Genomic DNA, 24,482 nt, shown 5'->3' on the forward strand with positions numbered 1-24,482 from the left:
GTTATTGCGACAGTTCAGAGACAATTTGCTGAAGGATAATTCGCGATGCTTCAGCCCGCATTTCGTTAACCAACATTTCACGCTCCCGAGTTTTTGCCAGGGCAAAGTTTGGGTCGTCCTGGTAGTCGCGGGCAACTTCAGCAGTTCTTTCGACTAATACCTGGTCGTCTTTTAAGAGCTGATAGTTCACTTGGTAAAGTAACTCGTATTCTGCCACCTGTCCGCTTTCGAATAATGACAGGGTGCGGCGTTCGAGCTTGTCAGAAAGCAGAGCTAACTGATAACTACTTCCGCTTTCTACGACGTTAATACCCGAGTGTACTAATCGCTGTTCCATTTGCGAGGCTAGCTCTTTTGACACATTAGAGTGTAATGCCATTGAGTCCAGGTTGGGAGGCAACTGGTAGTCACCACGCAACTGAAAGCCACACCCTGAGAGTGTGGCTAACATTGTTAGACTCAGTAGTAGTCGGCTCATTATTCTCATCGTCATTAACCAACAACAATATTGAGAATTTTGCCGGGAACGTAGATTTTCTTACGTATGTCTTTCCCTTCAATGTGCTTTTGCACTGACTCATCGTCGAATGCTTGTTGTTCGACTTGCTCGGCAGAAGCGTCAGCAGGAACGGTCAGCTTGGCGCGAACCTTCCCATTTATTTGAACCACGATAAGCTTTTCATCTTCAACCAAAGCGCTTTCGTCGACATCTGGCCATGCAGTAAACGACAATGGTTCTTCATGACCGAGCTCAATCCAAAGCTGTTCACAAATGTGTGGTGTAATAGGGGCTAGCATACGAACGACAGCATCAATGGCTTCACCTAGCACCTGACGGTCGGCAGATGTTTCCATGGGGGCTTTCTGAAGGTGATTCAGTAACTCCATAATAGCCGCAATAGCCGTATTAAAATGCTGGCGGCGGCCCATATCATCACTGACTTTGGCTATAGCTTTGTGCAGCTCACGGCGTAAGTTCTTTTGCTGAGAATTCAACGTTTCACCAGAGACATAGCCACCGGCGTTAATAAAATCGAAAGTGAGTTTCCACAAACGACGTAGGAAACGCTGAGCGCCTTCAACACCAGAATCAGACCATTCCAATGTCATTTCTGGTGGTGCCGCAAACATCATAAACAAGCGCACGGTGTCAGCACCGTATCGTTCTACCATGGTTTGCGGGTCAATACCGTTATTCTTAGACTTCGACATTTTACTCATGCCGGCGACTTCAACGGGTTTACCGTCCGCTTTTAATGTAGCCCCTGAAATAGCGCCTTTTTCGTCGCGTTGAACATCAACATCCAGCGGCGAGAACCATTCTTTACCACCTTTTTCGGTATCACGGTAATAGCTGTCTGCTAACACCATACCCTGACACAGCAAGCGCTTAAACGGCTCGTCAGACTCGACTAAGCCGGTATCACGAAGCAGTTTGTGGAAAAAGCGAGCGTACAGTAAATGCAGTATCGCATGCTCAATACCGCCAATATATTGATCCACCGGCAGCCAGTAGTTTGCTTTCTCAGGATCTAACATCGCGTCATGAGTTTGCGCACTGCAATAGCGAGCGTAATACCAGGATGACTCCATAAAGGTATCAAAGGTATCGGTTTCGTGCTCAGCCGGCATACCGTTATATTCAGTTTTACGCCATTGGGGATCAGACTTGATTGGTGAGTTAACACCATCCATAACGACATCTTCTGGTAATTTCACCGGCAGTTGTTCTTCAGGAACAGGTACAGACTCACCATTTTCCAGGTTCAGCATAGGAATGGGTGTGCCCCAGTAACGCTGGCGCGAAACGCCCCAGTCTCTCAGGCGATAATTCACTTTTTTCTCGCCGATTCCTTTCTCATTGAGTTCTTTCGCTATGGCGTCAAAAGCATCTGCTGAGCTTAACCCGTTGAAACGATCAGAATTGATGACTGTGCCTTTTTCCGTAATAGCCGCTTTAGCAATGTCATTATCGCCGGATAAAGGCTCAATAACTGGTTTTATCGGCAAGTCATATTTGGTTGCGAATTCCCAGTCGCGTTGGTCGTGGGCTGGTACTGCCATTACAGCGCCTGAGCCATAATCCATCAGCACGAAGTTAGCGACCCATACTGGAATTTCCTCGCCTGTCATAGGGTGCACTGCTTTAAAGCCAGTATCCATGCCCAGCTTGTCCATGGTAGCGATATCAGCTTCAGCGACCTTGTTGTTCTTGCAGTCTTCTATGAAGGCAGCCAGCTCGCTATTGTTTTTGGCGGCTTCTTTTGCCAGCGGGTGACCAGCGGCAACGCCCATATAAGTGACGCCATAAATAGTGTCAGGACGGGTGGTATAGACTTTGAGAGGTTGCTCATAACCATTGACAGAAAAGTCGACTTCGACACCTTCTGAGCGTCCAATCCAGTTACGTTGCATTGCTTTAACTTGCTCTGGCCAACCGTCGAGTTGGTCAAGATCGTCTAGCAACTCTTCTGCGTAGTCAGTGATTTTTATAAACCACTGTGGAATTTCCTTTTGCTCTACGGTCGCACCGGAGCGCCAGCCTTTTCCGTCGATAACTTGCTCATTTGCTAAAACCGTTTGATCGACAGGGTCCCAGTTCACAGTGGCGTTCTTTTTATAAACCAAACCTTTTTCATAAAGCTTGGTAAAGAACCATTGCTCCCAACGGTAGTAGTCGGGCGAGCAGGTTGCTACTTCGCGGTTCCAGTCATAGCCAAAGCCTAAGCTTTTCAGCTGGTCGCGCATGTAGTCGATGTTCTGATAGGTCCATTTAGCGGGAGCCGTTTTGTTTTGGATAGCGGCATTTTCAGCAGGCAGGCCGAACGCATCCCAACCCATTGGCTGTAGCACATTTTTACCCAACATACGCTGGTGGCGGCTAATGACGTCGCCGAGCGTGTAATTACGGACGTGTCCCATGTGTAACTTACCGCTGGGGTAAGGAAACATTGATAAACAGTAGAACTTGTCTTTGCCCGGTTCTTCTTTTGCGGTAAAAACGTCTTGCTCCTGCCAGCGTTTTTGCATAGCAGTTTCAATTTTGTTGGGGTTATATTGTTCTTGCATAGTCCTGCTTACTTCCGTTGGTGCAATAAAGTGAATTAACTGATGGCGTACCACATGACAAGCATGACAACGATGCCTGCTAAACCAAAAAAGCCATACTCAAATACAGAACGTTGTTTCACTTCTGCAGGGGCAGACTTATCGATACCAAATAGCATCAACCAGCTGCTTAGGCCTAAACCACCAGCGGCAACCAGAACGGCAAACAAAATAGCATCGAAAATATTTTCCATAATGATATTCCTGTAGAAAGTACAAATAATAACTGCAGATATAGGCTCTGCTGACACACTGAACACACAGCCTAATAGTGTACTGATTTTAGGGCGTTATGACTACGCTTGAGATCGCTTATTACGGGCTTTTGTCAATCCCGCGGGAAGCAGTCCTAAAAGCGCAAGTATAAAAGCGCCCCATAAACCAAACCGCTTGTACCAGGTATCGCCATTAACTGGGTAAAGCTCGGCTGAAACGGTTGCAGCCTTAAATTGCGGAGCTTTTTCGATAAACTGACCAAACTCATCGACAATAGCAGTGACACCGTTATTCGTTGCCCGTAAAAGAGGGCGCTGCAATTCAAGCGCTCGCATTCGGGATATTTGCATGTGTTGCCAAGGCCCGTGAGAGTCGCCAAACCAAGTGTCATTACTTATAGTGACCAAAAAGTCAGTGTCTTCAAAGGTATTGTCCCGAACCTGCTGCGGAAAGGCTATTTCGTAGCAAATGGCCATAGACAGCTTTCTGTTATTTGCTTCCAGGTTAGGCTGCTGATAGCCGCCCCGGCTAAAAGAGGACATGGGTAAATTAAACAGCGGAGCTATTGGACGCAAAATGTCTTCAAAAGGCACGAATTCACCAATTGGGAGCAAGTGGTGCTTTTGATAACGGTTTTCGCCACCATATTGGTAGGTGTCATCATCAAGCACAATAACACTGTTATAAAAGGCGTCATTGAGTCTGTCGTAATCGATAATGCCAGTAATTAACGCTGAGTCGTTAACCGACGCAGATTGTTCCATCGTGTTCAGAACGTCCTGCGCATAGGGCTCTAAAGCGGTTACCGCAGACTCAGGCCAAATCACAATATCATGATTGAATTTAGGTCGCGTTAAGTCGAGATAACGCAGAATATTTGGCCACTGCTGTTCGGCTTGCCATTTCAGTGACTGCTGAATGTTGCCTTGTACCAACAGTACACTGGTTAATTCGGTACTTCGCCAGGTAGGCTGCAATTTGTAACTTAAGTTTGAAACCGTGAGTAATACAAGTGGCACAATTAAGAGTAGTGGACGATGATATTTTACAGCCATTAAAATAGACAGTGCTGTTAGCCATAAGGCGACAGTAATGCCAGATTCGCCAACCAGAGGGGCTAAATTGGCAAATACACCGTCGGTTTGCGTGTAGCCAAGACTAAGCCATGGAAAGCCTGTGAACAGCCAGCCCCGAAGTAACTCAAAGCCCAGCCAAATAAGAGGAAGTGAGAAACGCCACTGTATGCTTCGGTGTGACAATTTTTGCCAAAGCCCGAATGCAAGTGCAGGAAATAAGGACAAGTAAAGAAACAGCAGCAGGAGAATAAGAAGGGTGGCGTAAATTGGTAAACCACCATACTGGTCAATACTAACGTAAATCCAACTCAACCCTGCGGTAAACCAGCCAAAGCCAAAGGTTAACCCCGCATAAAAAGCTCGCTTCGGAGCCATTGGCCAAATGACTTTCAGGACCAAAGGTAAAATAATAAAAGGCAACCAATGCCAGTTGAAAGGGGAGTATGCCAGAGTTAAAGATGCTCCAGACAAAAGCAAGAACAGAGAGTTAAGTTTACTCCCCCAGCGTTTCTTCATTATTCGGCGTTCTCCGAAGACTCGACTTCTTGAATGCTTACTTGAAGTTGTTGAATCCGTCGTTTGTCGGCGTTAGTAATACGGAAAGTGAAATTGCCTAAGGTAATTTCTTCTCCAGCTTGTGGAAGATGCCCAAAGCCATGGGCGATTAAGCCGCCTACTGTGTCGTGCTCTTCGTCGCTGAATTCTGACTTAAAGTACTCGTTAAAGTCTTCAATAGTGGTTAATGCTTTAACTGAGTATCGAGTCGGGCTTAAGCGACGAATGTTTTGTTTGTCGTCATTCTCATTGATATCGGTTTCATCTTCAATTTCGCCGACAATTTCTTCGAGAATATCTTCTATCGTAACAAGCCCTGAGACACCGCCGTACTCATCGACAACAATAGCCATATGGTAGCGGTTTGAGCGAAAGTCTTTCAGTAAAACGTCAACACGTTTGCTTTCTGGAACAATAACAGCAGGGCGCATAACTTTGTCTAGCGAAAACTCTTCGTCAGTGGCGTTAAAGCCATAGCTGAGCAAGTCTTTTGCCAGAAGAATGCCCTCTACCTGGTCTTTGTTATCAGTGACGACAGGGTAGCGGCTGTGCTGTGATTCGATAACGATAGGCAGAAACTCTTCAACGCTTTGGTGCACATCGATGGTGACCATTTGTGAGCGCGGGATCATAATGTCGCGAACTTTGAGTTCAGCAACGTCCAGGACACCTTCAATCATTTCCTTGGTATCGTTATCAATCAGGTCGCGTTCTTCGGCGTCCTGTATTAAATCGACGAGTTCTTCTCTGCTTTTCGGCTCACCGGTGAATATTTGTAATAACTTGGCTGCCCAAGATTTACCCGACGAGCCGTTGGCTGAGTGGGGGTTGTCGTCGCTCATTAAAGTGTTTGCTCCGTGTTGCTTGTAATTTCGTATGGGTCTGGATAGTCGAGAGAGGCCATAACTTTCTGCTCTAAAGCTTCCATTTCGACCGCATCTTCTTCTTGTATATGGTCGTAACCTAAGAGGTGCAGAGTACCGTGTATTACCATGTGCGTCCAGTGGGCGATGGATGACTTATGCTGCTCTTTTGCCTCACGTTCAACCACGCTTTGACAGATGACCAAATCGCCCAGTAATTGCACTGGCAGCTCCACAGGACTTTCAAACGGAAATGAAAGCACATTCGTGGGGTAGTCTTTCTCTCGGAATTGATGATTGAGTTGTGCGGCCTCTTTATCGCCCACAACTCTAACCGTCATTTCTAAAGGCTTATCGAGTGCAAGTATGTCAGCAACTGCGTTAACTGCGGTTACTATAATCGACTCTTCCGGGGCAGACTCTATACCTTCTGCTATTTGGTAATCGACCGTGACGTTACTCATGAACGTTTATCGAACTCGTCGTAGGCCTGAACAATACGCTGAACAACCGGATGTCTGACAACATCACCGGCCTGAAAGAACGTAAAACTCACATCGGACACTTTGTTTAGCACTTCAATGGCGTGGCGCAAACCAGAACGTTGGCCACGTGGCAAGTCTACCTGAGTAATATCACCGGTAATTACCGCTCGTGAATTAAAACCAATACGTGTCAGGAACATTTTCATTTGTTCGCAGGTGGTGTTTTGACTTTCATCCAGAATGATAAAGGCATCGTTCAGAGTACGACCGCGCATATAAGCTAGTGGTGCTACTTCAATGACGTTTCTTTCAATAAGCTTTTCAACTTTTTCGAAGCCAAGCATTTCAAATAGGGCGTCATAAAGCGGTCTTAAATAGGGGTCTACCTTTTGCGCTAAGTCACCGGGTAAGAACCCGAGCTTTTCACCCGCTTCGACTGCAGGACGGGTGAGTAGAATACGACGAACTTCCTGTCGTTCAAGCGCGTCAACGGCACAAGCGACGGCTAAGTAGGTTTTACCCGTTCCAGCAGGCCCAATACCAAAGTTCACGTCGTGTGCCAAAATAGCTCGGACGTACTCAGCTTGGTTATGGTTGCGTGGCTTAATAAGACCGCGTTTGGTCTTAATGTGTGTCATTTTTTCTGCGGCCGGGTCGCCTTTGTCGCGGTCCTGTTCAAGAACTTTGGCCTGTTGAATGGCTAAATGTACCTGCTCTGGCTCAATTTGACCGTCACGACCTTTCATTGGTGCAGTATCGACATATAAATCAAGCAGCAACTTTTGCACCGAAGAAACGGTTTTGGCATTGCCAATTAGACGGAACTGGTGGCCACGATGGGTAATTTCAACGCCAAGGCGGCGCTCTATATGTTGCAGGTTCTCATCTAAAGGCCCGCAGAGGTTAGAAAGCCGACGAGAATCCGTCGGCTCTAATTCAAAATCTAGCGTTTGCGTTTGTGGACTCAATCGATTCCTCTTTAACTCGCTTGGGGAGGCATTTTCACAACACCCAATTCATCGGGTTCGTTGACTTTGCCTCTTTGTAAAATAGTTTCGGGCGCGGTGTCGACACGCAGTCCCATGTCAGCTTCTTCGCGAATAAGCTCACCACGTAAGCTGTTCGGTAACACTTCGGTGATACGAACATCAACGAACTGACCTATCATATGGGGTTGCCCAACAAAGTTTACAACCCGGTTATTTTCCGTTCTGCCAGACAGTTCCATCGGGTTTTTCTTCGATGGTCCGGTGACCAGAATTCTCTGCTCGGTGTCCAACATACGTCGCGCGTGCGCCATAGACTGTTGGTTCAGTCGCTGCTGTAAAATTTGCAAGCGCTGCTTTTTCGTTTCTTCTGAAACATCGTCAGGTAAGTCTGCAGCCGGAGTGCCCGGACGTGCGCTATAAATAAAGCTGAAACTCATGTCAAAATCAACTGCCCGGATCAAATCCATCGTTGCCTGAAAGTCGGCATCGGACTCGCCCGGAAAGCCAATGATAAAGTCAGATGACAGGGCAATATCTGGACGTGCTTTCTTTAATGCACGCATTTTGGATTTGTATTCAAGCGCAGTATGGCCGCGTTTCATCATTGTTAGTACGCGGTCTGAGCCGCTTTGCACCGGTAAGTGCAGGTGACTCACCAGCTCAGGGATAGTTGTGTACGCTTCAATAATGTCGTCAGTAAACTCAACCGGATGCGACGTGGTGTAACGAATACGGTCTATACCATCAATGGCTGCAACCAGGTGAAGTAACTCAGCAAAGCGACATTGAGTGCCGTCAAAGTGTTCACCTAAGTAGGCATTTACGTTTTGACCAAGCAAATTAACTTCGCGTACGCCTTGATCTGCCAGCTGAGCAATTTCATAAATAACATCGTCAACAGGGCGGCTGACTTCTTCACCACGAGTATAAGGAACCACGCAGAACGAACAGTATTTGCTGCAACCTTCCATAATAGATACGAATGCACTAGCGCCGTCTGCTTTGGGCTCCGGTAAACGGTCGAATTTCTCAATTTCAGGGAAAGATACATCAACCATCGGCGCATGGGTTTCGCTGACTTGGTTAACCATTTCTGGTAAACGGTGCAATGTCTGCGGTCCAAATATAATGTCGACGAAAGGCGCGCGTGAACGTATTTCATCGCCTTCTTGCGAAGCCACGCAGCCACCCACGCCAATGAGTAAGTCTGGCTTTTTCTGCTTAAGGTTTTTCCAACGCCCCAGCTGATGGAAAACCTTTTCCTGAGCTTTTTCGCGAATGGAGCAGGTATTCAGTAAGATCAGATCAGCGTCTTCTGCTTCTTCTGCAACATCGTACCCGTGCGTCGATTTGAGTAAGTCAGCCATTTTCGCTGAATCGTACTCGTTCATCTGACAACCCCATGTTTTGATATATAACTTCTTGCTCATGACGACTCGATGGTTGATAGGTTCTAGAATTAAGACCGCGTATTTTATCGTTTATTGGGGCAAATTGCCAAACACGAATTTGCTAGCTTTTACGACGCGATCGTATTGCAAAATAACCCGCCACAAATATGATGAGAGCGCCCCATAACATGTGCCAGGCAAGTGCTTCATTAAACAGCCAAAAGCCCAGTAGTGCGGCGAAAATAACAGAGCTGTAAGTAAATACGCCGACTTTTGCCGGAGGGGCAATGGAAAAGGCTTTGGTCATAGCTAACTGACCGTATACGGCCAGTAAACCCATCGCTAAAACACCAAACCAATGATGGCTCGGAATAGGCTCCCATAACCAAAGTAAAGGAATGCCTGACGCAATTGTGGCTAATGCCGAAAAGTAAAACACAATTTTGCTGGCCGATTCTGTGCTGGACATACGACGTATTACGGTCTTAGTAAATGCGGCTAAAGCCGCTGCTAAAAATGCCACAGCAATGACCGGAGACAGTTCACTGTTCATTGGGTCTAGGAAAATAAACACGCCAACAAAACCAAGGGCAATAGCCAGCCAGGTTTGACGGGCGACATAATCCTTTAACCAAAGCCAGCCAATAACGGGAATTAGAAATGGTGATAACAGTAGCACCAATGTGGCTTGAGCAAGCGGTATGGTGGCAATGGCATAAAAGAAGAGATACATCGCAGTGATGCCGGCAGCCGCTCTGACTAAGTGCAAGCTGAGTCGTGTTGTTTTTAAAGAGCTGGTACCTTTTCGCCAAAGCCATGGCAGTAACACTAAAAACGCCGTTAAGTTTCGAAAAAACACCAGTTGTTCGAAGGGTTGATCCTGGCTGATGAATTTTACTAGAGCACTCACACCGGCAAAGCTCGCTTCCGCGCTTAAAATTAAAAACGAGGCGAGAATAACAGCTTTTTGAGAGGTGTCTGTTGTTGGCATTCGTGTGCTCTTAAAAAATGTGATATTTCTACCGCTGAATCTGCCCATGATAACGGAAAAGACACTGAAAATGTGTTATTTATAGAGAACTTAAAATCACAGGCTTTTGCGGTTCTATGCAAGATTTAACAGTTGTCATAAATGGTGGTGGTATGGTTGGTGCGGCTTCGGCGCTTGCGTTCGCGAAAGCCGGGGCTCACGTTAAATTATTTGAAAGTAAGCCACCGTCACTCGACAACCAAGGCAATAATTGGGACCTCAGAATTTCATCTGTGAATGCGGCTAACTGGCAGTGGCTTTTATCGCTTGGCATTCATGGTGTTATTGACCCAGGCAAAGTAAAAGATTACCAACGATTAACCGTGACTACTCAGTCAGGGCAGAGCTTAACCTTTGGTGCTAGTGAAGTGGGCCTGACATCGCTGGGAGTTATGGTAGAAAACAATGCGTTACAGTCTTCGCTTTGGCAGTGTTTACGCGACTATGACAATGTCGATTTCGTTACTGAGCAACGTATTGACTCGTTAGACAGTCAGCAGAAAACGGTTAGGCTGACGAACAACGAACTCATACCTTTTGATTTACTGCTGGGGTGTGATGGCGCGAACTCCGTTATTGCCAAACTCAGTAGTATTGGCTACCGCGGTTGGGACTACGATCAACGCTGTTTGCTGGCCAATGTCGAACTAGAGCAGCCTATAGAGCCGGAGACCTGGGAAGTATTCAGACCGCAGGGACCTTATGCACTATTGCCATTGTCTGATACAAAAGCCTGCCTCATTGACTACGATGAAAGAGCCAGCATTAGGGCGCTTCAGCACGATGAGTCGGCGCTTCAGAAACATTTGTATTCTGTGTTCGAGCCTCGTGTCGGAAAATTTCGCGTCATAAAAGCGGCCAGCTTTCCTTTGCAGCGTAAGCACGCATTATATTATACCTCTAATGGTTGTATTGCGCTTTTAGGGGACTCGGCACACAGTATTCATCCTATGGCGGGGCAGGGGGTTAATCTGGGTTTCGCCGATATTCAGTGCTTGCTCAACGAATTATCTGACAAGCCAGTGGCTCAGGCGCTTAACGTATACGAAAAACAACGAAAATTTGAGAATGCTAAAATGATGCGGTTAATGGATGCGCTTCAAATAAGCTGGCGCAGTACTCATCCACTAGCGCGGTTCATTGCTGATGTCTCGCTAACCGCGGCAAAAGCGCCGTTGCTGAAAAACTTCTTAATAAAGCAAGCTATTGGAGATTAGGTGAGTACAGGGAAGTGAGACTAAAAACAGGCACAAAAAAACCACCCTGAGGTGGCCATTGTCTGTTGTGGTGCGGAGGGAGGGACTTGAACCCTCACGTCCTTTCGGACACTAGCACCTGAAGCTAGCGCGTCTACCAATTCCGCCACCACCGCAACAGTAGTTAGTATGGCTGGGGCACCAGGGATCGAACCTGGGAATCGCGGGATCAAAACCCGCTGCCTTACCGCTTGGCTATGCCCCATCCAACTAAGGACAGCAATCACAAAATAAATTAAAGAAGCTAATGGCTGGGGCACCAGGGATCGAACCTGGGAATCGCGGGATCAAAACCCGCTGCCTTACCGCTTGGCTATGCCCCAATTTTAGCTACCCTGAGAGAGAGTTGGTGCGGACGGAGAGACTTGAACTCTCACGCCGTGAGGCACTGGAACCTAAATCCAGCGTGTCTACCAATTCCACCACGTCCGCACATTTCTCAGTTAAGTTGGTGGCTACGGCGAGATTCGAACTTGCGACCCCAGCATTATGAGTGCTGTGCTCTAACCAGCTGAGCTACGTAGCCAACTTTTTTAACTTTCCGCTCTCTGTGAGTGCGGCGCGTATTATGCAAATCGCTCCGCAACCCGTCAACCTATTTTTGAGAAAAAATACGATAAAGCAGCGCGTTTGTGCAAAAAAACAGTCATTTGATTAAAAAGGAGTCAAATCACCATGGAAGAGGGTCACCATTACTGTGATAAAACTCGCCCGTCGACTCCATTGAAAGTTCGTCGATTCGCTGCATGAGTCGTTCGGCCGCCGTTTCTGCCGGAATATCCCCCGCATGATTGACCATGTCGGTCTGGACGAAGCCTGGATGCAGTATCGCGACAGCAATGCCTTTGTCTTTTAGATCAATAGAAAGAGACTTGCCCGCTGCATTTAACGCGGCTTTAGACATTCTGTAACCATAGCGGCTGCCCGAGCCGTTGTCGGCAATTGAGCCCATCCGGCTCGTAATCAACGCAATTTTGCTGCCTTTTGATAAGTTATCCAGTAATGCCTCGGTTACCCGCAAGGGCGCTAATGCATTGACTTCAAATTGCGCCCGAATGGTACCAGCGTCCAGCTCACCTAAAACATCTTTGTGCAGTAGACCGGCGTTATTGATCAAAATGTCCACTTTCTTGTCGGCCAATGTTTCTTTTAAGCGCAACAAGTCTGAAGCTTTGGTAACGTCAACACCTTCTATAATGTCGACATCCAATTCGGTTAACTGCTTAGAGTTATTACGGCAAACAGCCGTCACTTTGTAGCCTTTTTCGGTGTATTGCTTTGCAAATTCAAAACCAATACCCCGGTTTGCTCCTGTTATAACGACATGAGGTTGACTCATTGTACGACTCCTTTAATCCGTTATTGGCTGACGCCACCTTCTGTTAACTTTTTAGGGTTTAATAGTTGTTCCAGGCGCTCACGTCCTAAATCGGTCATTTCGTCCGCAACATCGATAATAGGGCGACCGTTTTGGTAAGCCTTTTTCGCTATCTCAGCGGCTTTACTGTAACCAATAACAGGATTAAGCGCGGTCACTAAAATAGGGTTTTTAGCCAAGGCTTCATTAAGGCGCTCTTCGTTAACTTCAAAATCTTTAATGGCTTTATCAGCTAAGGCATGACAGCTGTTTGTCAGAAGCTCTATCGACTGTAGTAAATTATAGGCCACAACGGGCAGCATAACGTTCAGCTGAAAGTTTCCTTGCTGAGCCGCAGTTGTAATAGTGGTGTGGTTGCCGTTAACTTGTGCAGCCACCATAGCCACGGCTTCCGGTATTACCGGGTTTACTTTACCGGGCATTATGCTGCTGCCGGGTTGAAGTGCCGTTAACTGAATTTCACCCAGGCCAGCTAGTGGACCACTGTTCATCCAGCGTAAGTCATTGCTTATTTTTAACAGCGTCGTGGCCAGGGTATTCAATTGGCCGTGTAACTGCAGATTCAATTCTTGTCCCGCAATGCCTGTAAATGGATTTGGGGATGTCTTAAATTCAGTACCAGTGAAGTCGCTGAGTTCTTTTGCAAAAGCTTCTGCGAATCCCTCTGGGGCATTAATTCCGGTACCTATCGCTGTACCGCCCTGGGGCAGAATACGGCTGTGCTGAAGCAATTGTGGTAGCTGTTCTGCCGAATGACTAAGCTGCCCAGCCCATGCTTCCAGCTCTTGCGCCAATGTCATAGGCATTGCGTCCATTAAGTGGGTTCGTCCGGTTTTTACGACGTCCCGAAGCTCGACAGCTTTACTCCGAATAACCTCCATTAAATGCTTAATGGCAGGCTGTAAGCGTTTTTCTATGGCTAACACGCTGGCCACTTGAATGGATGTGGGTATGACGTCGTTACTCGACTGGCTTTGGTTGACATGGTCATTCGGATGAACATCAACGCCGTTTCTTTTACACAAATTCGCGATAACTTCATTGACGTTCATATTCGAGCTGGTGCCCGAGCCCGTTTGAAAAATGTCGATAGGGAAATGGGCGTGGTGCTCACCGTTTATAATTTGTTCGGCGGCTTTGACAATTGCGTCTCGCTGCTTTTCTTCTAAACAGCCCACTTTGGTATTGGCTTTAGCTGCTGCGGCTTTGACTCTGGCTATAGCCTGAATCATATCGGTTGGCATCGTTAACCCGCTTATTGCGAAGTTGTCGACCGCGCGTTGTGTCTGTGCCGCGTAGAGCGCGTCTTCAGGAACCTGAACTTCACCCATACTGTCGCTTTCTGTGCGATACCCTTGAGTCATAAAGTAAACCTCCTGCGGCAAAGTGTTTATTCAAAGTTAACTTTAGTAGGTATAACACATTACGAGCTGAGCGAGGTGAAGATCAGTTTATTAGGTAAGCTAAAGTTGCGGAATTTGTGATGTGGGGTAATCTAGAATTATTAATCTAAAATGGAGTTTCATTTGAGAGCGCTTAATTACCTTTTGGTCACTTTCGTGTGTTTTCTGTCGGTCATGATGGTTAATGCAGAAGAGCTGGCGCTGACTATTGTTGACGCAGAGGACAAGCCATTGCCAAATGCAGTGGTCATTGTTGATAACGAATATGTGACTGACAATGCAGAGCTCAAAATCGAGAAAACGATCATTGATCAGGTTGATCGTCAGTTCACCCCCTTTATGACGGCTATAAAAGCCGGAAGTGAAGTCACTTTCCCAAACAGCGACAATATTCGTCATCATGTCTATTCGTTCTCGAAGCCTAAGCCTTTTGAGCTTAAGTTATACGCCAATGAAGAAAAGCCGACATTAAGCTTTAATAAACCGGGTTTGGTGACATTAGGCTGCAATATTCATGACCAAATGATAGCCCATATCATTATTACTGACCGAGAAACCGCTTGGGTAACCGATGAAGAAGGCAAAGTGACTCTCGATATAAATATCCAGAGCGAGTCATCAGTAAAGGCTCGTCTATGGCATCCGCTGATAGGTTCGGATCTAACGTTGGCAAAAGAGGTGTCTTTGGTGAATGGAGAAAACAGAACGCTGTCGTTAAATGTGATAAACGAAGAGGAAGACAAGGAACCAAAGTCACGTCTAGAGCAACGATTCAACCGAACAGGTAATTTATGATTCGGCGCTTTCGCACCAGACTGGTTGTTATTCTATTGCTGCTTGTTTCAGGGGCTATTGCACTGTCTCTGATAGCAATGGGCTTTAGTGTAAAACAACAAGCTGAACGCTCCATCGCTCAAGAGCTGAATGTCAGTGAACGAGTTTTTCGCGAACTTCTGAATAGCCGCAGTGAGTTGTTGCTGCAAGCGGCACAAGTGTTGACCGATGACTTTGGCTTCAAGCGAGCAGTGGCTAGCGGCGATAAAGACACTATCGTGTCCGTATTAGTGAATCACGGAGAGCGCATCAATACTGAATTGATGGTGCTACGAACGCCGACAGGAGAAGAGATTGCTGCCACCCACCCAATTGGTGATGAAATTACTAATAACTCAAGTGGTCAGCAGCTGGCCATTGTTGATGGTGAGCTGTTTCAGTTGATAACGGTTCCGGTGAAGGCTCCGCAACTTATTGCCTGGGCTACTCTAGGTTTTCAGATAGATTCTCAATTGGCGACAGAGCTACAAAATTTGGCGAATGCTGATATAACGCTTTGGAATGAGTCCTCAAAAAAGTTAATAGCATCCAGCCTTGAGCCGGGTGTCCAGGTTAACTTGCAGAGTGCGCTGAAACGTCAAAGCGCTCTACCTAACTGGCTCGAGCAACAAGCGTTAGTTGGGAAAGAGGCATTGCTTGATGCTTCGCAGGGGGAACAGGTGCACGTACTGTTGTCGTCGTCACTTGAAGAAGCTATGGCCGACTTTCACCGTGTTCAGCTGCAAATGTTGTTGATTGGCGGGCTTGCTGTGTTAATAGCTGGTGGGGTTGCTTTACTGATGGCACGCAGTGTCTCAAGGCCGCTTTCAAGACTGACGGAAGCGGCTAAACAACTGCAAAAAGGTGACTATGGCGACTTGAATCTTGAGAAGCGTGCCGATGAATTTGGTGAATTAGCAATAACCTTTGAGTCAATGAAAGGGGCTGTGTCTGAGCGTGAACGACGTATATCTTTTCAAGCGACGCACGATCAACTGACTCGGCTGCCGAATAGAACCCAGTTTGCCGCCGATTTAGAAGGGTTGCTTAAGGCCGGCTCAGTAGGAACATTACTGTTGGTCAATATCCGTAAATTCCGAACATTGAACGATACTCTCGGCCAAGAGGTCGGGGATCTTGTGTTAAAACAAGTTGCTCAGCGGATTATAGATTTTGATGAACAGTGCCTATCAGCTCGTATCGGCGGTGATGAGTTTGCCTTGGTTTTTGAGCAGGAGTTATCAGAGAAACATAAGCTTATTCAGAAACTTTACTCATTCCTGGAAAAGCCCGTAAAAGTAGGTGAGAGTGATTATCCGGTGTCTTTTAATGTTGGTGCTGTCGAGTTTCCTCGACAAGGCAAAGCCTTCGATACGTTGTTACGCCGAGCGCAGGTGAGTGCGCAGGAAGCTAAACGACAACATGACTTTGTGTTCTTTTACACTGAAGGGCTTGATGAGCAGCACATGCGGAAGCTTGATATCCTGGAACACCTGGACTACGCGGCTGAAAATGATGAACTGACTTTGCTTCTTCAGCCAAAAATAGAAACACAAAGCGGAAAAACCATAGGCGCGGAAGCCCTATTAAGATGGAACAGTGAAAAGCTTGGTTTTGTCGGGCCTGATGAATTTATTCCACTGGCTGAACAGTCAGGGCTAATAAAAAAGCTGACGCAATGGGTATTCAGGCAGTCTGCGGATTACCTACGGCATCTTAATGCTCCAGACGGTTTTAGTTTAAGTATTAACCTTTCTGCCATTGATTTGCTTAGTGACGAAATTCTTTCTGTTATCGCTGAGCTTGAAGAAGATATGCCCGCACTGAATAGACACTTGGTCCTTGAAGTGACCGAAAGTGCCATTGTGAGTGATCCGGATGCGGCGATTGAACGATTAAACTGGCTTAGGGAGAAAGGTTATCAGGTTTCTATTGATGATTACGGAACGGGTTATTCGTCACTGGAGCAAATGCGACGTTTGCCGGTAACCGAATTAAAAATAGATAGGGCTTTTGTTCAATATCTAGTGAGCAGTCCGGTTGATCAATCAATTGTTCGGTCAACAATTCAACTTGCCCATGAACTCGGGTTAAGAGTCGTTGCGGAAGGAGTTGAAGACACTGAAAGCTGGGAATGGCTGAAAAAACAGAAATGTGATGTTCTTCAGGGTTTTTACTTTAGCAAGCCAATTTCTTTTAATGATTTTAATAACAGACTACAGGGAGAGTCTTGTGATTAAACGAGGATTATTGAGTGCAGCCGCTTTGGTACTTGCAGTGTCACCGTTAACAACTTTTGCCGATACTGGGTCAAAGCTACTGGCGACAGGCGGCGCGTCGACTATTGAGGGAGCCGGAGGTGGTGGTATTGTTCCCTGGGCGACGCTCAGCTCCTACGCAGATACTGGAGAGTGGGGAGCGACCGTTAATATCAGTGAAGTCTCTGTTGATGATTTTCGACTTAGCGTTCAGGGAGCCAGCTTCTCCTGGAGCAATCGTGTCGAACTGTCTTATGCTCAGCAGACATTCGACCTATCGACGATAGGGGGAGAGCTCGAGCAGAAGGTAGTGGGTGCAAAAGTTCGTCTATTTGGGAATCTGGTTTACGGTGACTGGCCTCAATTAAGTGTTGGAGCACAATATAAGAAAAATCAGAAATTTGCTCTACCTAGCGCGGTTGGCGCGTTAGATGACAGTGATACTGACTGGTATGTCAGTGCTGCTAAAGCTTGGTTGGATGGGCCATTTCATCGAACTTGGGTTGCTAACTTAACGGTACGTCGCACGCGCGCAAACCAGATTGGTCTATTGGGTTTTGGTGGTGATAATGAGCAGAATGCCAAGTGGGTGGCTGAAGCTTCTGTGGCCGCATTTTTAAACCGGTATTGGGCTGTCGGTGTTGAGTTCCGGGAAAAGCCCGATAACCTGAGTTTCGCTAAAGAGAACGCATGGAAAGATGTTTTTGTGGCGTACTTTCCATCAAAGGCGGTTTCTGTCGTAGGCGCATACACCGACTTAGGTTCTATTGCAGGTCTAGATGACCAAAATGGCTGGTATCTGTCATTGCAAGCAGCGTTTTAAAGGAAATAGCTATGAGAATATTAAGCTTCGTGTTTCTTCTTCTGTTATCGCCTGTAGTCTTGGGGCAAAGTCTTTATCAGCAATTAGGAGAAAAAGAAGGAATTTCTTCAATAGTTGAGGAGATGTTATACCGGGTTGGTGGTGATGAGCGTATTGTGCATCATTTCGATGGCGTTGATATTGTGCGCGTTCATAAACTCATTACTGAACAGGTTTGTGATGTGGTTGGTGGGCCATGCGACTACAGTGGGGATACCATGAAAGTATCCCATGAAGGCATGGGAGTAACTCATGCCGATTTTAACGCGTTGGTAGAACATTTGATCATTGCAATGGCAAAGCACAATATCCCTGTTTCTGCTCAAAACCAGTTACTGGCAAAACTTGCTCCAGTGTACGGGGATATAGTAGAAAAATAAAAAAAGCCGCTCAAAAGGAGCGGCTTTGAAGCAGTAGTATTACATTCTTAGACGTTAAAGCGGAAGTGTATGACGTCACCGTCTTTAACAATGTAGTCTTTGCCTTCCAGGCGCCACTTACCGGCGTCTTTTGCACCTTGCTCGCCGTTATGTTCAATGTAGTCGTCATAGCCGACGACTTCAGCGCGGATAAAGCCTTTTTCAAAATCGGTATGAATACGACCAGCGGCTTGTGGTGCTGTAGAACCGACTTTCACCGTCCACGCGCGAACCTCTTTAGGACCGGCAGTAAAGTATGTTTGCAGGTTAAGAAGCTCGTAACCAGAACGAATAACACGGTTAAGTCCAGGCTCTTCCTGACCAATCTCCGACAGGAACTCTTCTTTGTCGGCGTCGTCCAGCTCAGCAATTTCTGATTCAATGGCCGCACAAACCGGCACAACAACGGCATTCTCGGTTGCCGCTATTTTGCGAACTGTGTCCAGGTGGGGGTTATTTTCAAAGCCATCTTCATTGACGTTGGCAATGTACATAGTTGGCTTCAATGTCAGTAAGTTGTATGAGCGAATGGTTGCCCGGTCTTCTTTCGTCAACTCTACTGAACGAGCCATGTGGCCTTCGTCCAATGCCGGCTTTAGCTTTTCCAGTACGGCAATTTCAGCCTTGGCCTGAGCGTCGCCACCTTTGGCTTTCTTGCCTAAACGGTGCAAAGCTTTTTCGACGGAGTCTAAATCGGCTAATGCTAATTCGGTGTTAATTGTGTCAATGTCATCAGCAGGGTTAATTCCGCCGCTCACGTGGACGATGTTGTCATCTTCGAAACAGCGGACGACGTGTCCAATAGCGTCAGTTTCACGAATATTAGCCAGGAACTGGTTACCTAAGCCTTCACCTTTTGAGGCACCCTTTACCAGGCCTGCAATGTCAACGAACTCCATGGTCGTTGGCAGTACTTTCTCTGGGTTAACAATTGAAGCTAGTTTGTCCAGGCGAGTATCCGGAACCGGAACCACACCGGTATTAGGTTCAATTGTACAAAAAGGAAAGTTTGCTGCTTCAATGCCTGCTTTAGTCAGTGCATTGAACAAAGTGGATTTACCGACGTTGGGTAAACCAACAATACCACACCGAAATCCCATGATGAGTTAACCTTTCTGTTGAGGACGGTAGCTGTGGAGGCGTTGAAGCGCATCCGTCCAGCCTTGTTCCATTAATGTGTCAATACTGCGACTGGCTTCATCGATACAGTCATCAATGAGTCGCTGTTCAGTTGCTGGCGCTTTACCCAGCACAAAACCGGTTACTTTCGATTTGTGCCCAGGATGCCCAATGCCAATTCGCAGTCGCAGGAAGTCCTGGCTGCCAATTTGCGCGATAATATCTTTAATGCCGTTATGGCCACCCGCACCGCCGCCTTTTTTAAATTTCGCTATGCCAGGAGGTAGGTCGAGTTCGTCGTATGCGACGAGTATCGACTCTGGCGGAATTTTATAGAAATTGGCGATATGTGCGACAGAAAAGCCGCTGCGGTTCATGTAGTTCTGGGGTAGAACAATGCGCAGATCGTGAGCGCCTTGCTGATAACGACCTATTAGTGCTTTTGATTTGGTATCGGCGGATAATGTAACGCCGTGTCGTCGACAAAAGTCTTCAACTAACCAAAAACCCGCGTTATGGCGGGTTTTTTCGTATTCGGGGCCTGGATTCCCCAGGCCCACTAACAGCTTAATGCTTGTTCCCATAGCTAGGACTAGTGCTTACTCTTCGTCAGCAGCGTCGTCTTTGCTCTTCTCTGCAGGAACTTCATCCGGTGCTACTGTTTCTTCTTCGTCTTCTTCTTTCTCTACGCGAGGAGCTGAAACAGAAACAACCGCCTGGTCGTGGTCTTCACCTTTAGTCAACTCAACCAGCTCAACACCTTTAGGAAGGTTCAAGTCAGTTAGGTGAATAGTGTCACCAACGCTCAGTTCTGCGATGTCAACTTCCAGGTACTCTGGTAAGTCTTTTGGAAGAACCAGGATTTCAACGTCATTGACGTGGTGAACAACAACACCACCTTCTTCTTTAACGCCTTTCGCCGTTGTTTCATTCAAGAAGTGAAGAGGTACGTTAGTGTGCAGCTTCTGGCCTTTCTCAACACGTTGGAAGTCCAAGTGAGTCAGCTTAGGCTTGTACGGGTGACGCTGCATATCTTTTAAGATGCATTGTTCTTTTTTGCCGTCGATGTCTAACGTCAGAATGTGTGAATAGAAGGCTTCGTAGTCAGCCATGTTGTTCACTTTGTTGTGATCCATTTCTAACGCTACTGGCTCACCTTTACCACCATATAGGATGGCAGGTACTTTATCCGCATGACGCAGGCGGCGGCTCGCACCTTTCCCCTTGTCCCCACGGACACTTGCTTTAATTGTGAAATCTAATTCAGCCATGATATTGGGCTCTCATTGTTAAATGTTTTAATTTGTCAGCACTCGCGACCAAGCTGCTGACCCAGATACTCAGAAACCGACGACGAGGCCGGTTTCCAAGGGCGCGCAATACTAGCACTGAAGTCTCAAAAAAACAACTTTATCAGTACTCGAACATTGCAGAGATAGACTCTTCATTACTGACGCGACGAAGTGCTTCAGACAACATGCCGGAAAGTGTCAGTTGACTCACTTTTCCTGTCGCCTTCATTTCTTCGCTAAGTGGAATACTGTCAGTAACCACAAGTTCGTCAATCGCCGACTCTTCTATATTCTTAACAGCGTTACCGGAAAATACCGGGTGTGTTGCATAAGCAAAAACGCGTTTAGCACCATGGCTTTTAAGCGCTTCCGCTGCTTTACAAAGTGTGCCGCCAGTATCAATCATGTCATCGACAATAATGCAGTCGCGTCCTTTAACATCCCCAATAATGTGCATGACCTGAGAAACATTAGCAGAAGGGCGGCGCTTATCGATAATTGCTAAGTCGGTGTCGTCCATTAACTTGGCAAACGCGCGGGCACGAACAACGCCACCGATATCCGGAGAAACAACCACTGGGTTGTCGAATTGCTGTTGGCGCATGTGCTCAAGTAATACCGGTGTGCCAAATACGTTATCGACCGGAACATCGAAGAACCCTTGAATTTGTTCAGCATGCAAGTCAACGGTCAGAACGCGGTCAACACCAACGCTTGATAAAAAGTCAGCAACGACTTTCGCAGTAATAGGAACACGAGCAGAACGAACGCGGCGATCCTGGCGAGCGTAGCCAAAATAAGGCATTACAGCGGTAATACGGCCTGCAGATGCACGACGCAGTGCATCAACCATGACGATAAGCTCCATGAGGTTATCGTTGGTAGGTGCGCAGGTGGATTGCAAAATAAAGACATCGGAACCGCGGACATTTTCATTAATAGCGACACTGATTTCGCCATCACTGAAACGTCCAACAGACGCTTCACCCAGTTTAATGTATAAACGATCGGCGATTTTCTGCGCTAGCTCGGGGGTAGCGTTGCCAGCGAAAAGTTTCATGTCAGGCACAACATACCTCGACTTTTATTGGGTTAATGTTTGGAATAGTGGTGAACGGTTCTGGCCTTGAGCAATAAATGAACACAGTTCCTGAGGAATGTGCTTTTGAGCTTCCTCTGCCGCTTGTCTGCTCTCGAACGTCGAAAATAGACATGCTCCACTGCCAGTAAGCCGAGTCGGAGCGTATTCTAGCAAGGCATCGTGTAATTTAGCAACTTCAGGATGCAGAGCACAGACCACTGGCTCGAACACATTTTCATGGTGGCTTTGTTCCCAGACAGCGGCTTCAACCGATTTACAGTCTCGCCTTAGGTCCGGGTGATTAAAAAGTTCAGCGGTGGAAATATGGACGTTGGGTTTAACAACCAAGTACCAGGGAGTAGGCGGCTCAACATCCGTGAACTGCTCACCAATGCCTTCTGCGAAACATGACTTTCCATGGATAAATACGGGAACGTCGGCGCCTAACTCGAGGCCTATTTGTTGAAGCTGCTTGTTCGACAAGCGTTCTCCCCATAGGTAATTAAGACCAACGAGCGTTGTGGCAGCGTCCGATGAGCCGCCGCCTAAGCCTGCGCCTTGAGGTAAACGTTTCGTAACTTCAATGGTAACGCCAGGCAACTGACTAATGCCTTTATTTAGATGCTCCTGGCGCAGCCGCTCTAAAGCTTTCCAAATTAAATTGTCTTCTTTGGCAATTTGAGACTTGCTATCTATGAAATCGAACTGGTCGTCCGGCGCTGGTTGAAAACTTATGGTGTCGCCGTAGTCCAAAAATTGAAAAACAGTTTGCAGTTCGTGATAGCCGTCATTCCTGCGTCCGGTTATGTGCAAAAACAGGTTCAGTTTTGCCGGCGCTGGTAGCGTTAGTTGCTGGTCTGCCATTCGTTCATTTGTACCTTTATTTTTAATGTCGGGCTTTCAATGTGCACCTGCTCGGGGAGAGGGAGCTTTGTTTCTGCTTCTAACTTATAGAACCATCGAATACGCCACTGTTCATCATTTTGAATAACTGAAGCACTGGCTAGCGTTCCGTCGTTGTAATACGTGAGTTTTTTCAGTTGTGACGTTTTTTGACCGACAACCCATTGATGCAGATGCTCAAAAGGAATATAAACCGGCAATACATCCGCCAGAAGAGCAGGGGCACTTAACGCCGAGCGCATGGCTCCGTTAGAGTCTACTAACGTTGCCTGTTGGTTGCTAACGGTCAGCCTTGCCAGTTGACCTTTTAACGGATGTGAAAAGCGAAGTTCCTGATAAGTCGGTTGATATTGCCAATTAACATAAAATGAGTCGCGCTTGTCGAGCTCTTTCTGAATAAGCGCCATGCGACCTGACATCGACCAGCTATTTAACGTGTTCAGCTTATTTTGGTGTGCTTTGACAAGCTCAACATTGACTTGTCGGCTACTGTCCTGGTGTGACGGTGTTGGTATTGAGCAGCCTGCGGAAAGCAACACAGCCAGCAAAACCGCAAATCGAGTTAGGTATTGAATCATATTTTTCTATTGGCGTAATCGATGGATCGTTAGTTGACCAGAAAGCGCTGTGACTTTCAATGATTAGGGCTTTCACGTACAATCACTGCCACTTAATATCATGACCGCGTTGAGATAACGAGTTACACAATCCGATGACCATTTCAGCTCTGGGAATAAACCACAAAACAGCCCCCGTTGATTTGCGTGAGCAAGTTGCTTTCAATACCGAGCAGCTCGACGCCGCATTGCAGGCTGTGCGTGGTTTACAAGGCGTGCAGGAAGCGGTCATTGTCTCGACGTGTAACCGTACCGAACTTTATTGCCGTGGTAATGTATCAGACGATTTATTGCTCGGTTGGTTCACGGGTTTTCACAGCTTACCTCCCGATGCTTTGCAAAATCATCATTATCTGTTTAAAAATGATCAGGCTATCAGTCATTTAATGTCTGTTGCCAGTGGCTTAGACTCGCTAGTGCTTGGGGAGCCGCAAATACTCGGGCAAGTAAAACAGGCGTATCAAATAGCGAAACGGCAGGCGGCTGTCGGCGGTATTTTAGAGCGTTTGTTTCAGCAAACATTCCGTGTCGCAAAAACTGTCCGTAATGAAACCGCCGTTGGGCAAAATGCCGTGTCAGTGGCTTACGCCGCAGTGTCTATGGCGCGACATATCTTTTCGAACTTAGCCAAGTCTAAAGTGTTATTAATTGGGGCTGGAGATACTTCTGAACTTGTCGCCCAACACTTAAAGCAGCAAGGGGTGACGGAAATAACAGTCGCTAACAGAACCTTGCAACGCGCACGAGAGCTGGCTGAGAAAGTGGATGGTGCCGCGCACAGTTTGTCAGAACTGTCTGAACTTCTCCCTGACGCTGATATTGTGGTGAGCTCAACTGCCAGTACCTTACCAATAGTGGGTAAGGGCACGGTTGAAAAGGCATTGAAGAAACGTCGCCATAAGCCGATGCTACTGATTGATTTAGCCGTGCCCAGAGATATAGAAGAGCAGGTTAATGAGCTTGATGATGCCTATTTGTATACGGTTGACGACTTACAAAGCATTATTAGTGAAAACATAAGAAACCGAGAGCAGGCAGCAAAAGAAGCGCAGGTAATTATCCGTCAGCAGGCGCAGGAATTTACTGACTGGTTGCAGTCGCTCAACAGTGTGGAGTTGGTTCGGTCATACAGACAACACACGAAAGCTGTCGCCGATACTCATTTAGAACGAGCCTTGGCTCAACTGCAGCAAGGTAAAGCGCCGGAAGAGGTGCTGAAGCAATTTAGCCATAAACTGGTGCAGCAACTGACGCACCAACCTACCAATTTGTTAAAATCAGCAGGTGAGAACAATGATCAGTATACACTTGCGGTGTTACAGCAATTGTGGTCAGGCGACGATTCTGACCCTTTAGAAGGCAAATAAA

The 24,482-nt window shown here is 46.9% G+C and carries 23 protein-coding genes and 5 tRNA genes; 6 read left to right on the forward strand and 22 right to left on the reverse strand.

The genetic code is table 11. From position 1 onward, the window contains the following. Position 1: 1 nt before the first annotated feature. The 9 genes from lptE to B3850_RS09105 form a co-directional block, all read right to left on the reverse strand. Positions 2-478: an LPS assembly lipoprotein LptE gene (gene lptE / locus B3850_RS09065; protein ID WP_286911663.1), complete on the reverse strand. Its 477-nt coding sequence runs from the start codon at positions 476-478 to the stop codon at positions 2-4. Positions 479-492: 14 nt separating this feature from the next. Then, positions 493-3,069 (reverse strand): leucine--tRNA ligase, encoded by a 2,577-nt coding sequence (gene leuS / locus B3850_RS09070; protein WP_053952793.1) that lies wholly within the window; start codon positions 3,067-3,069, stop codon positions 493-495. A 35-nt stretch (positions 3,070-3,104) separates the two neighbouring features. After that, on the reverse strand, positions 3,105-3,302 hold the full coding sequence (locus B3850_RS09075) for a hypothetical protein (protein WP_053952792.1): 198 nt from the start codon (positions 3,300-3,302) through the stop codon (positions 3,105-3,107). 102 nt (positions 3,303-3,404) lie between these two features. Further along, a complete protein-coding gene (lnt, locus tag B3850_RS09080) occupies positions 3,405-4,916 on the reverse strand; it encodes an apolipoprotein N-acyltransferase (RefSeq protein ID WP_058579399.1) in 1,512 nt (503 codons plus the stop codon). Next, complete coding sequence (gene corC / locus B3850_RS09085; protein ID WP_058579398.1) at positions 4,916-5,797, reverse strand: CNNM family magnesium/cobalt transport protein CorC; 882 nt, start codon at positions 5,795-5,797, stop codon at positions 4,916-4,918. The genes lnt and corC overlap by 1 nt, the downstream gene beginning before the upstream one ends. Further along, positions 5,797-6,282 (reverse strand): rRNA maturation RNase YbeY, encoded by a 486-nt coding sequence (ybeY, locus tag B3850_RS09090; RefSeq protein ID WP_286874888.1) that lies wholly within the window; start codon positions 6,280-6,282, stop codon positions 5,797-5,799. The genes corC and ybeY overlap by 1 nt, the downstream gene beginning before the upstream one ends. Next, positions 6,279-7,271 (reverse strand): PhoH family protein, encoded by a 993-nt coding sequence (locus tag B3850_RS09095; RefSeq protein WP_286874887.1) that lies wholly within the window; start codon positions 7,269-7,271, stop codon positions 6,279-6,281. The genes ybeY and B3850_RS09095 overlap by 4 nt, the downstream gene beginning before the upstream one ends. An 11-nt stretch (positions 7,272-7,282) precedes the next feature. After that, complete coding sequence (gene miaB / locus B3850_RS09100; protein ID WP_286911664.1) at positions 7,283-8,722, reverse strand: tRNA (N6-isopentenyl adenosine(37)-C2)-methylthiotransferase MiaB; 1,440 nt, start codon at positions 8,720-8,722, stop codon at positions 7,283-7,285. Between the two features lie 82 nt (positions 8,723-8,804). Continuing rightward, entirely contained in the window at positions 8,805-9,674 is an 870-nt protein-coding gene (locus tag B3850_RS09105) for a DMT family transporter (protein WP_286911665.1), read from the reverse strand. Positions 9,675-9,790: 116 nt separating this feature from the next. On the opposite strand from B3850_RS09105, the gene B3850_RS09110 reads away from it, so the two are divergent. Then, positions 9,791-10,930, forward strand: a complete 1,140-nt coding sequence (locus tag B3850_RS09110) for an FAD-dependent monooxygenase (protein ID WP_286873649.1) — start codon at positions 9,791-9,793, stop codon at positions 10,928-10,930. A gap of 68 nt (positions 10,931-10,998) precedes the next feature. Here B3850_RS09110 and B3850_RS09115 read toward each other — a convergent pair. The 7 genes from B3850_RS09115 to B3850_RS09145 all read right to left on the reverse strand — a co-directional run bounded on the left by B3850_RS09115 (position 10,999) and on the right by B3850_RS09145 (position 13,711). Beyond that, positions 10,999-11,085, reverse strand: a tRNA-Leu gene (locus B3850_RS09115). A 14-nt stretch (positions 11,086-11,099) separates the two neighbouring features. Beyond that, a tRNA-Gln gene (locus tag B3850_RS09120) sits at positions 11,100-11,174 on the reverse strand. Between the two features lie 43 nt (positions 11,175-11,217). Then, a tRNA-Gln gene (locus B3850_RS09125) sits at positions 11,218-11,292 on the reverse strand. 24 nt (positions 11,293-11,316) lie between these two features. Further along, positions 11,317-11,401 (reverse strand) — tRNA-Leu (locus B3850_RS09130). 17 nt (positions 11,402-11,418) lie between these two features. Then, positions 11,419-11,495, reverse strand: a tRNA-Met gene (locus tag B3850_RS09135). Positions 11,496-11,639: 144 nt separating this feature from the next. After that, a complete protein-coding gene (locus tag B3850_RS09140; RefSeq protein WP_273267869.1) occupies positions 11,640-12,308 on the reverse strand; it encodes an SDR family oxidoreductase in 669 nt (222 codons plus the stop codon). A gap of 20 nt (positions 12,309-12,328) precedes the next feature. After that, positions 12,329-13,711: a class II fumarate hydratase gene (locus tag B3850_RS09145; RefSeq protein WP_286911666.1), complete on the reverse strand. Its 1,383-nt coding sequence runs from the start codon at positions 13,709-13,711 to the stop codon at positions 12,329-12,331. Positions 13,712-13,873: 162 nt separating this feature from the next. On the opposite strand from B3850_RS09145, the gene B3850_RS09150 reads away from it, so the two are divergent. The 4 genes from B3850_RS09150 to B3850_RS09165 are packed head-to-tail and all read left to right on the forward strand — an operon-like array spanning position 13,874 to position 18,063. Then, positions 13,874-14,545 (forward strand): methylamine utilization protein, encoded by a 672-nt coding sequence (locus B3850_RS09150; RefSeq protein ID WP_286874823.1) that lies wholly within the window; start codon positions 13,874-13,876, stop codon positions 14,543-14,545. Then, the gene (locus B3850_RS09155; protein ID WP_286911667.1) at positions 14,542-16,803 is read left to right on the forward strand and encodes a putative bifunctional diguanylate cyclase/phosphodiesterase; all 2,262 of its coding nucleotides are present in this window, start codon (positions 14,542-14,544) and stop codon (positions 16,801-16,803) included. Before B3850_RS09150 ends, B3850_RS09155 begins: the two co-directional genes overlap by 4 nt. Continuing rightward, the gene (locus B3850_RS09160; RefSeq protein ID WP_414654256.1) at positions 16,799-17,644 is read left to right on the forward strand and encodes a DUF3034 family protein; all 846 of its coding nucleotides are present in this window, start codon (positions 16,799-16,801) and stop codon (positions 17,642-17,644) included. Before B3850_RS09155 ends, B3850_RS09160 begins: the two co-directional genes overlap by 5 nt. Positions 17,645-17,655: 11 nt before the next feature. Further along, positions 17,656-18,063 carry a group I truncated hemoglobin gene (locus B3850_RS09165; protein WP_286874861.1) on the forward strand — a complete coding sequence of 136 codons (408 nt, stop codon included), beginning with the start codon at positions 17,656-17,658 and terminating at the stop codon, positions 18,061-18,063. A 47-nt stretch (positions 18,064-18,110) separates the two neighbouring features. Here the strand turns inward: B3850_RS09165 and ychF are convergent, their stop codons facing one another. The 6 genes from ychF to lolB form a co-directional block, all read right to left on the reverse strand. Further along, positions 18,111-19,202, reverse strand: a complete 1,092-nt coding sequence (ychF, locus tag B3850_RS09170) for a redox-regulated ATPase YchF (protein WP_126751039.1) — start codon at positions 19,200-19,202, stop codon at positions 18,111-18,113. Between the two features lie 6 nt (positions 19,203-19,208). Beyond that, the gene (gene pth / locus B3850_RS09175; protein WP_053952778.1) at positions 19,209-19,805 is read right to left on the reverse strand and encodes an aminoacyl-tRNA hydrolase; all 597 of its coding nucleotides are present in this window, start codon (positions 19,803-19,805) and stop codon (positions 19,209-19,211) included. Positions 19,806-19,820: 15 nt separating this feature from the next. After that, positions 19,821-20,492 carry a 50S ribosomal protein L25/general stress protein Ctc gene (locus B3850_RS09180; RefSeq protein ID WP_286911669.1) on the reverse strand — a complete coding sequence of 224 codons (672 nt, stop codon included), beginning with the start codon at positions 20,490-20,492 and terminating at the stop codon, positions 19,821-19,823. Positions 20,493-20,634: 142 nt separating this feature from the next. Further along, positions 20,635-21,582 carry a ribose-phosphate pyrophosphokinase gene (locus B3850_RS09185; protein ID WP_053952776.1) on the reverse strand — a complete coding sequence of 316 codons (948 nt, stop codon included), beginning with the start codon at positions 21,580-21,582 and terminating at the stop codon, positions 20,635-20,637. A gap of 15 nt (positions 21,583-21,597) precedes the next feature. Next, positions 21,598-22,458, reverse strand: a complete 861-nt coding sequence (ispE, locus tag B3850_RS09190) for a 4-(cytidine 5'-diphospho)-2-C-methyl-D-erythritol kinase (RefSeq protein WP_286911670.1) — start codon at positions 22,456-22,458, stop codon at positions 21,598-21,600. After that, a complete protein-coding gene (gene lolB, locus B3850_RS09195; RefSeq protein WP_053952774.1) occupies positions 22,440-23,075 on the reverse strand; it encodes a lipoprotein insertase outer membrane protein LolB in 636 nt (211 codons plus the stop codon). The genes ispE and lolB overlap by 19 nt, the downstream gene beginning before the upstream one ends. A gap of 134 nt (positions 23,076-23,209) precedes the next feature. Here lolB and hemA point away from each other — a divergent pair, with 134 nt between their 5' ends. Continuing rightward, complete coding sequence (gene hemA / locus B3850_RS09200; protein WP_286911671.1) at positions 23,210-24,481, forward strand: glutamyl-tRNA reductase; 1,272 nt, start codon at positions 23,210-23,212, stop codon at positions 24,479-24,481. Position 24,482: the final 1 nt, after the last annotated feature.

Origin of the sequence: Idiomarina sp. UBA4520 (genome assembly GCF_002388365.1) — a bacterium.
GTDB lineage: Bacteria > Pseudomonadota > Gammaproteobacteria > Enterobacterales > Alteromonadaceae > Idiomarina > Idiomarina zobellii.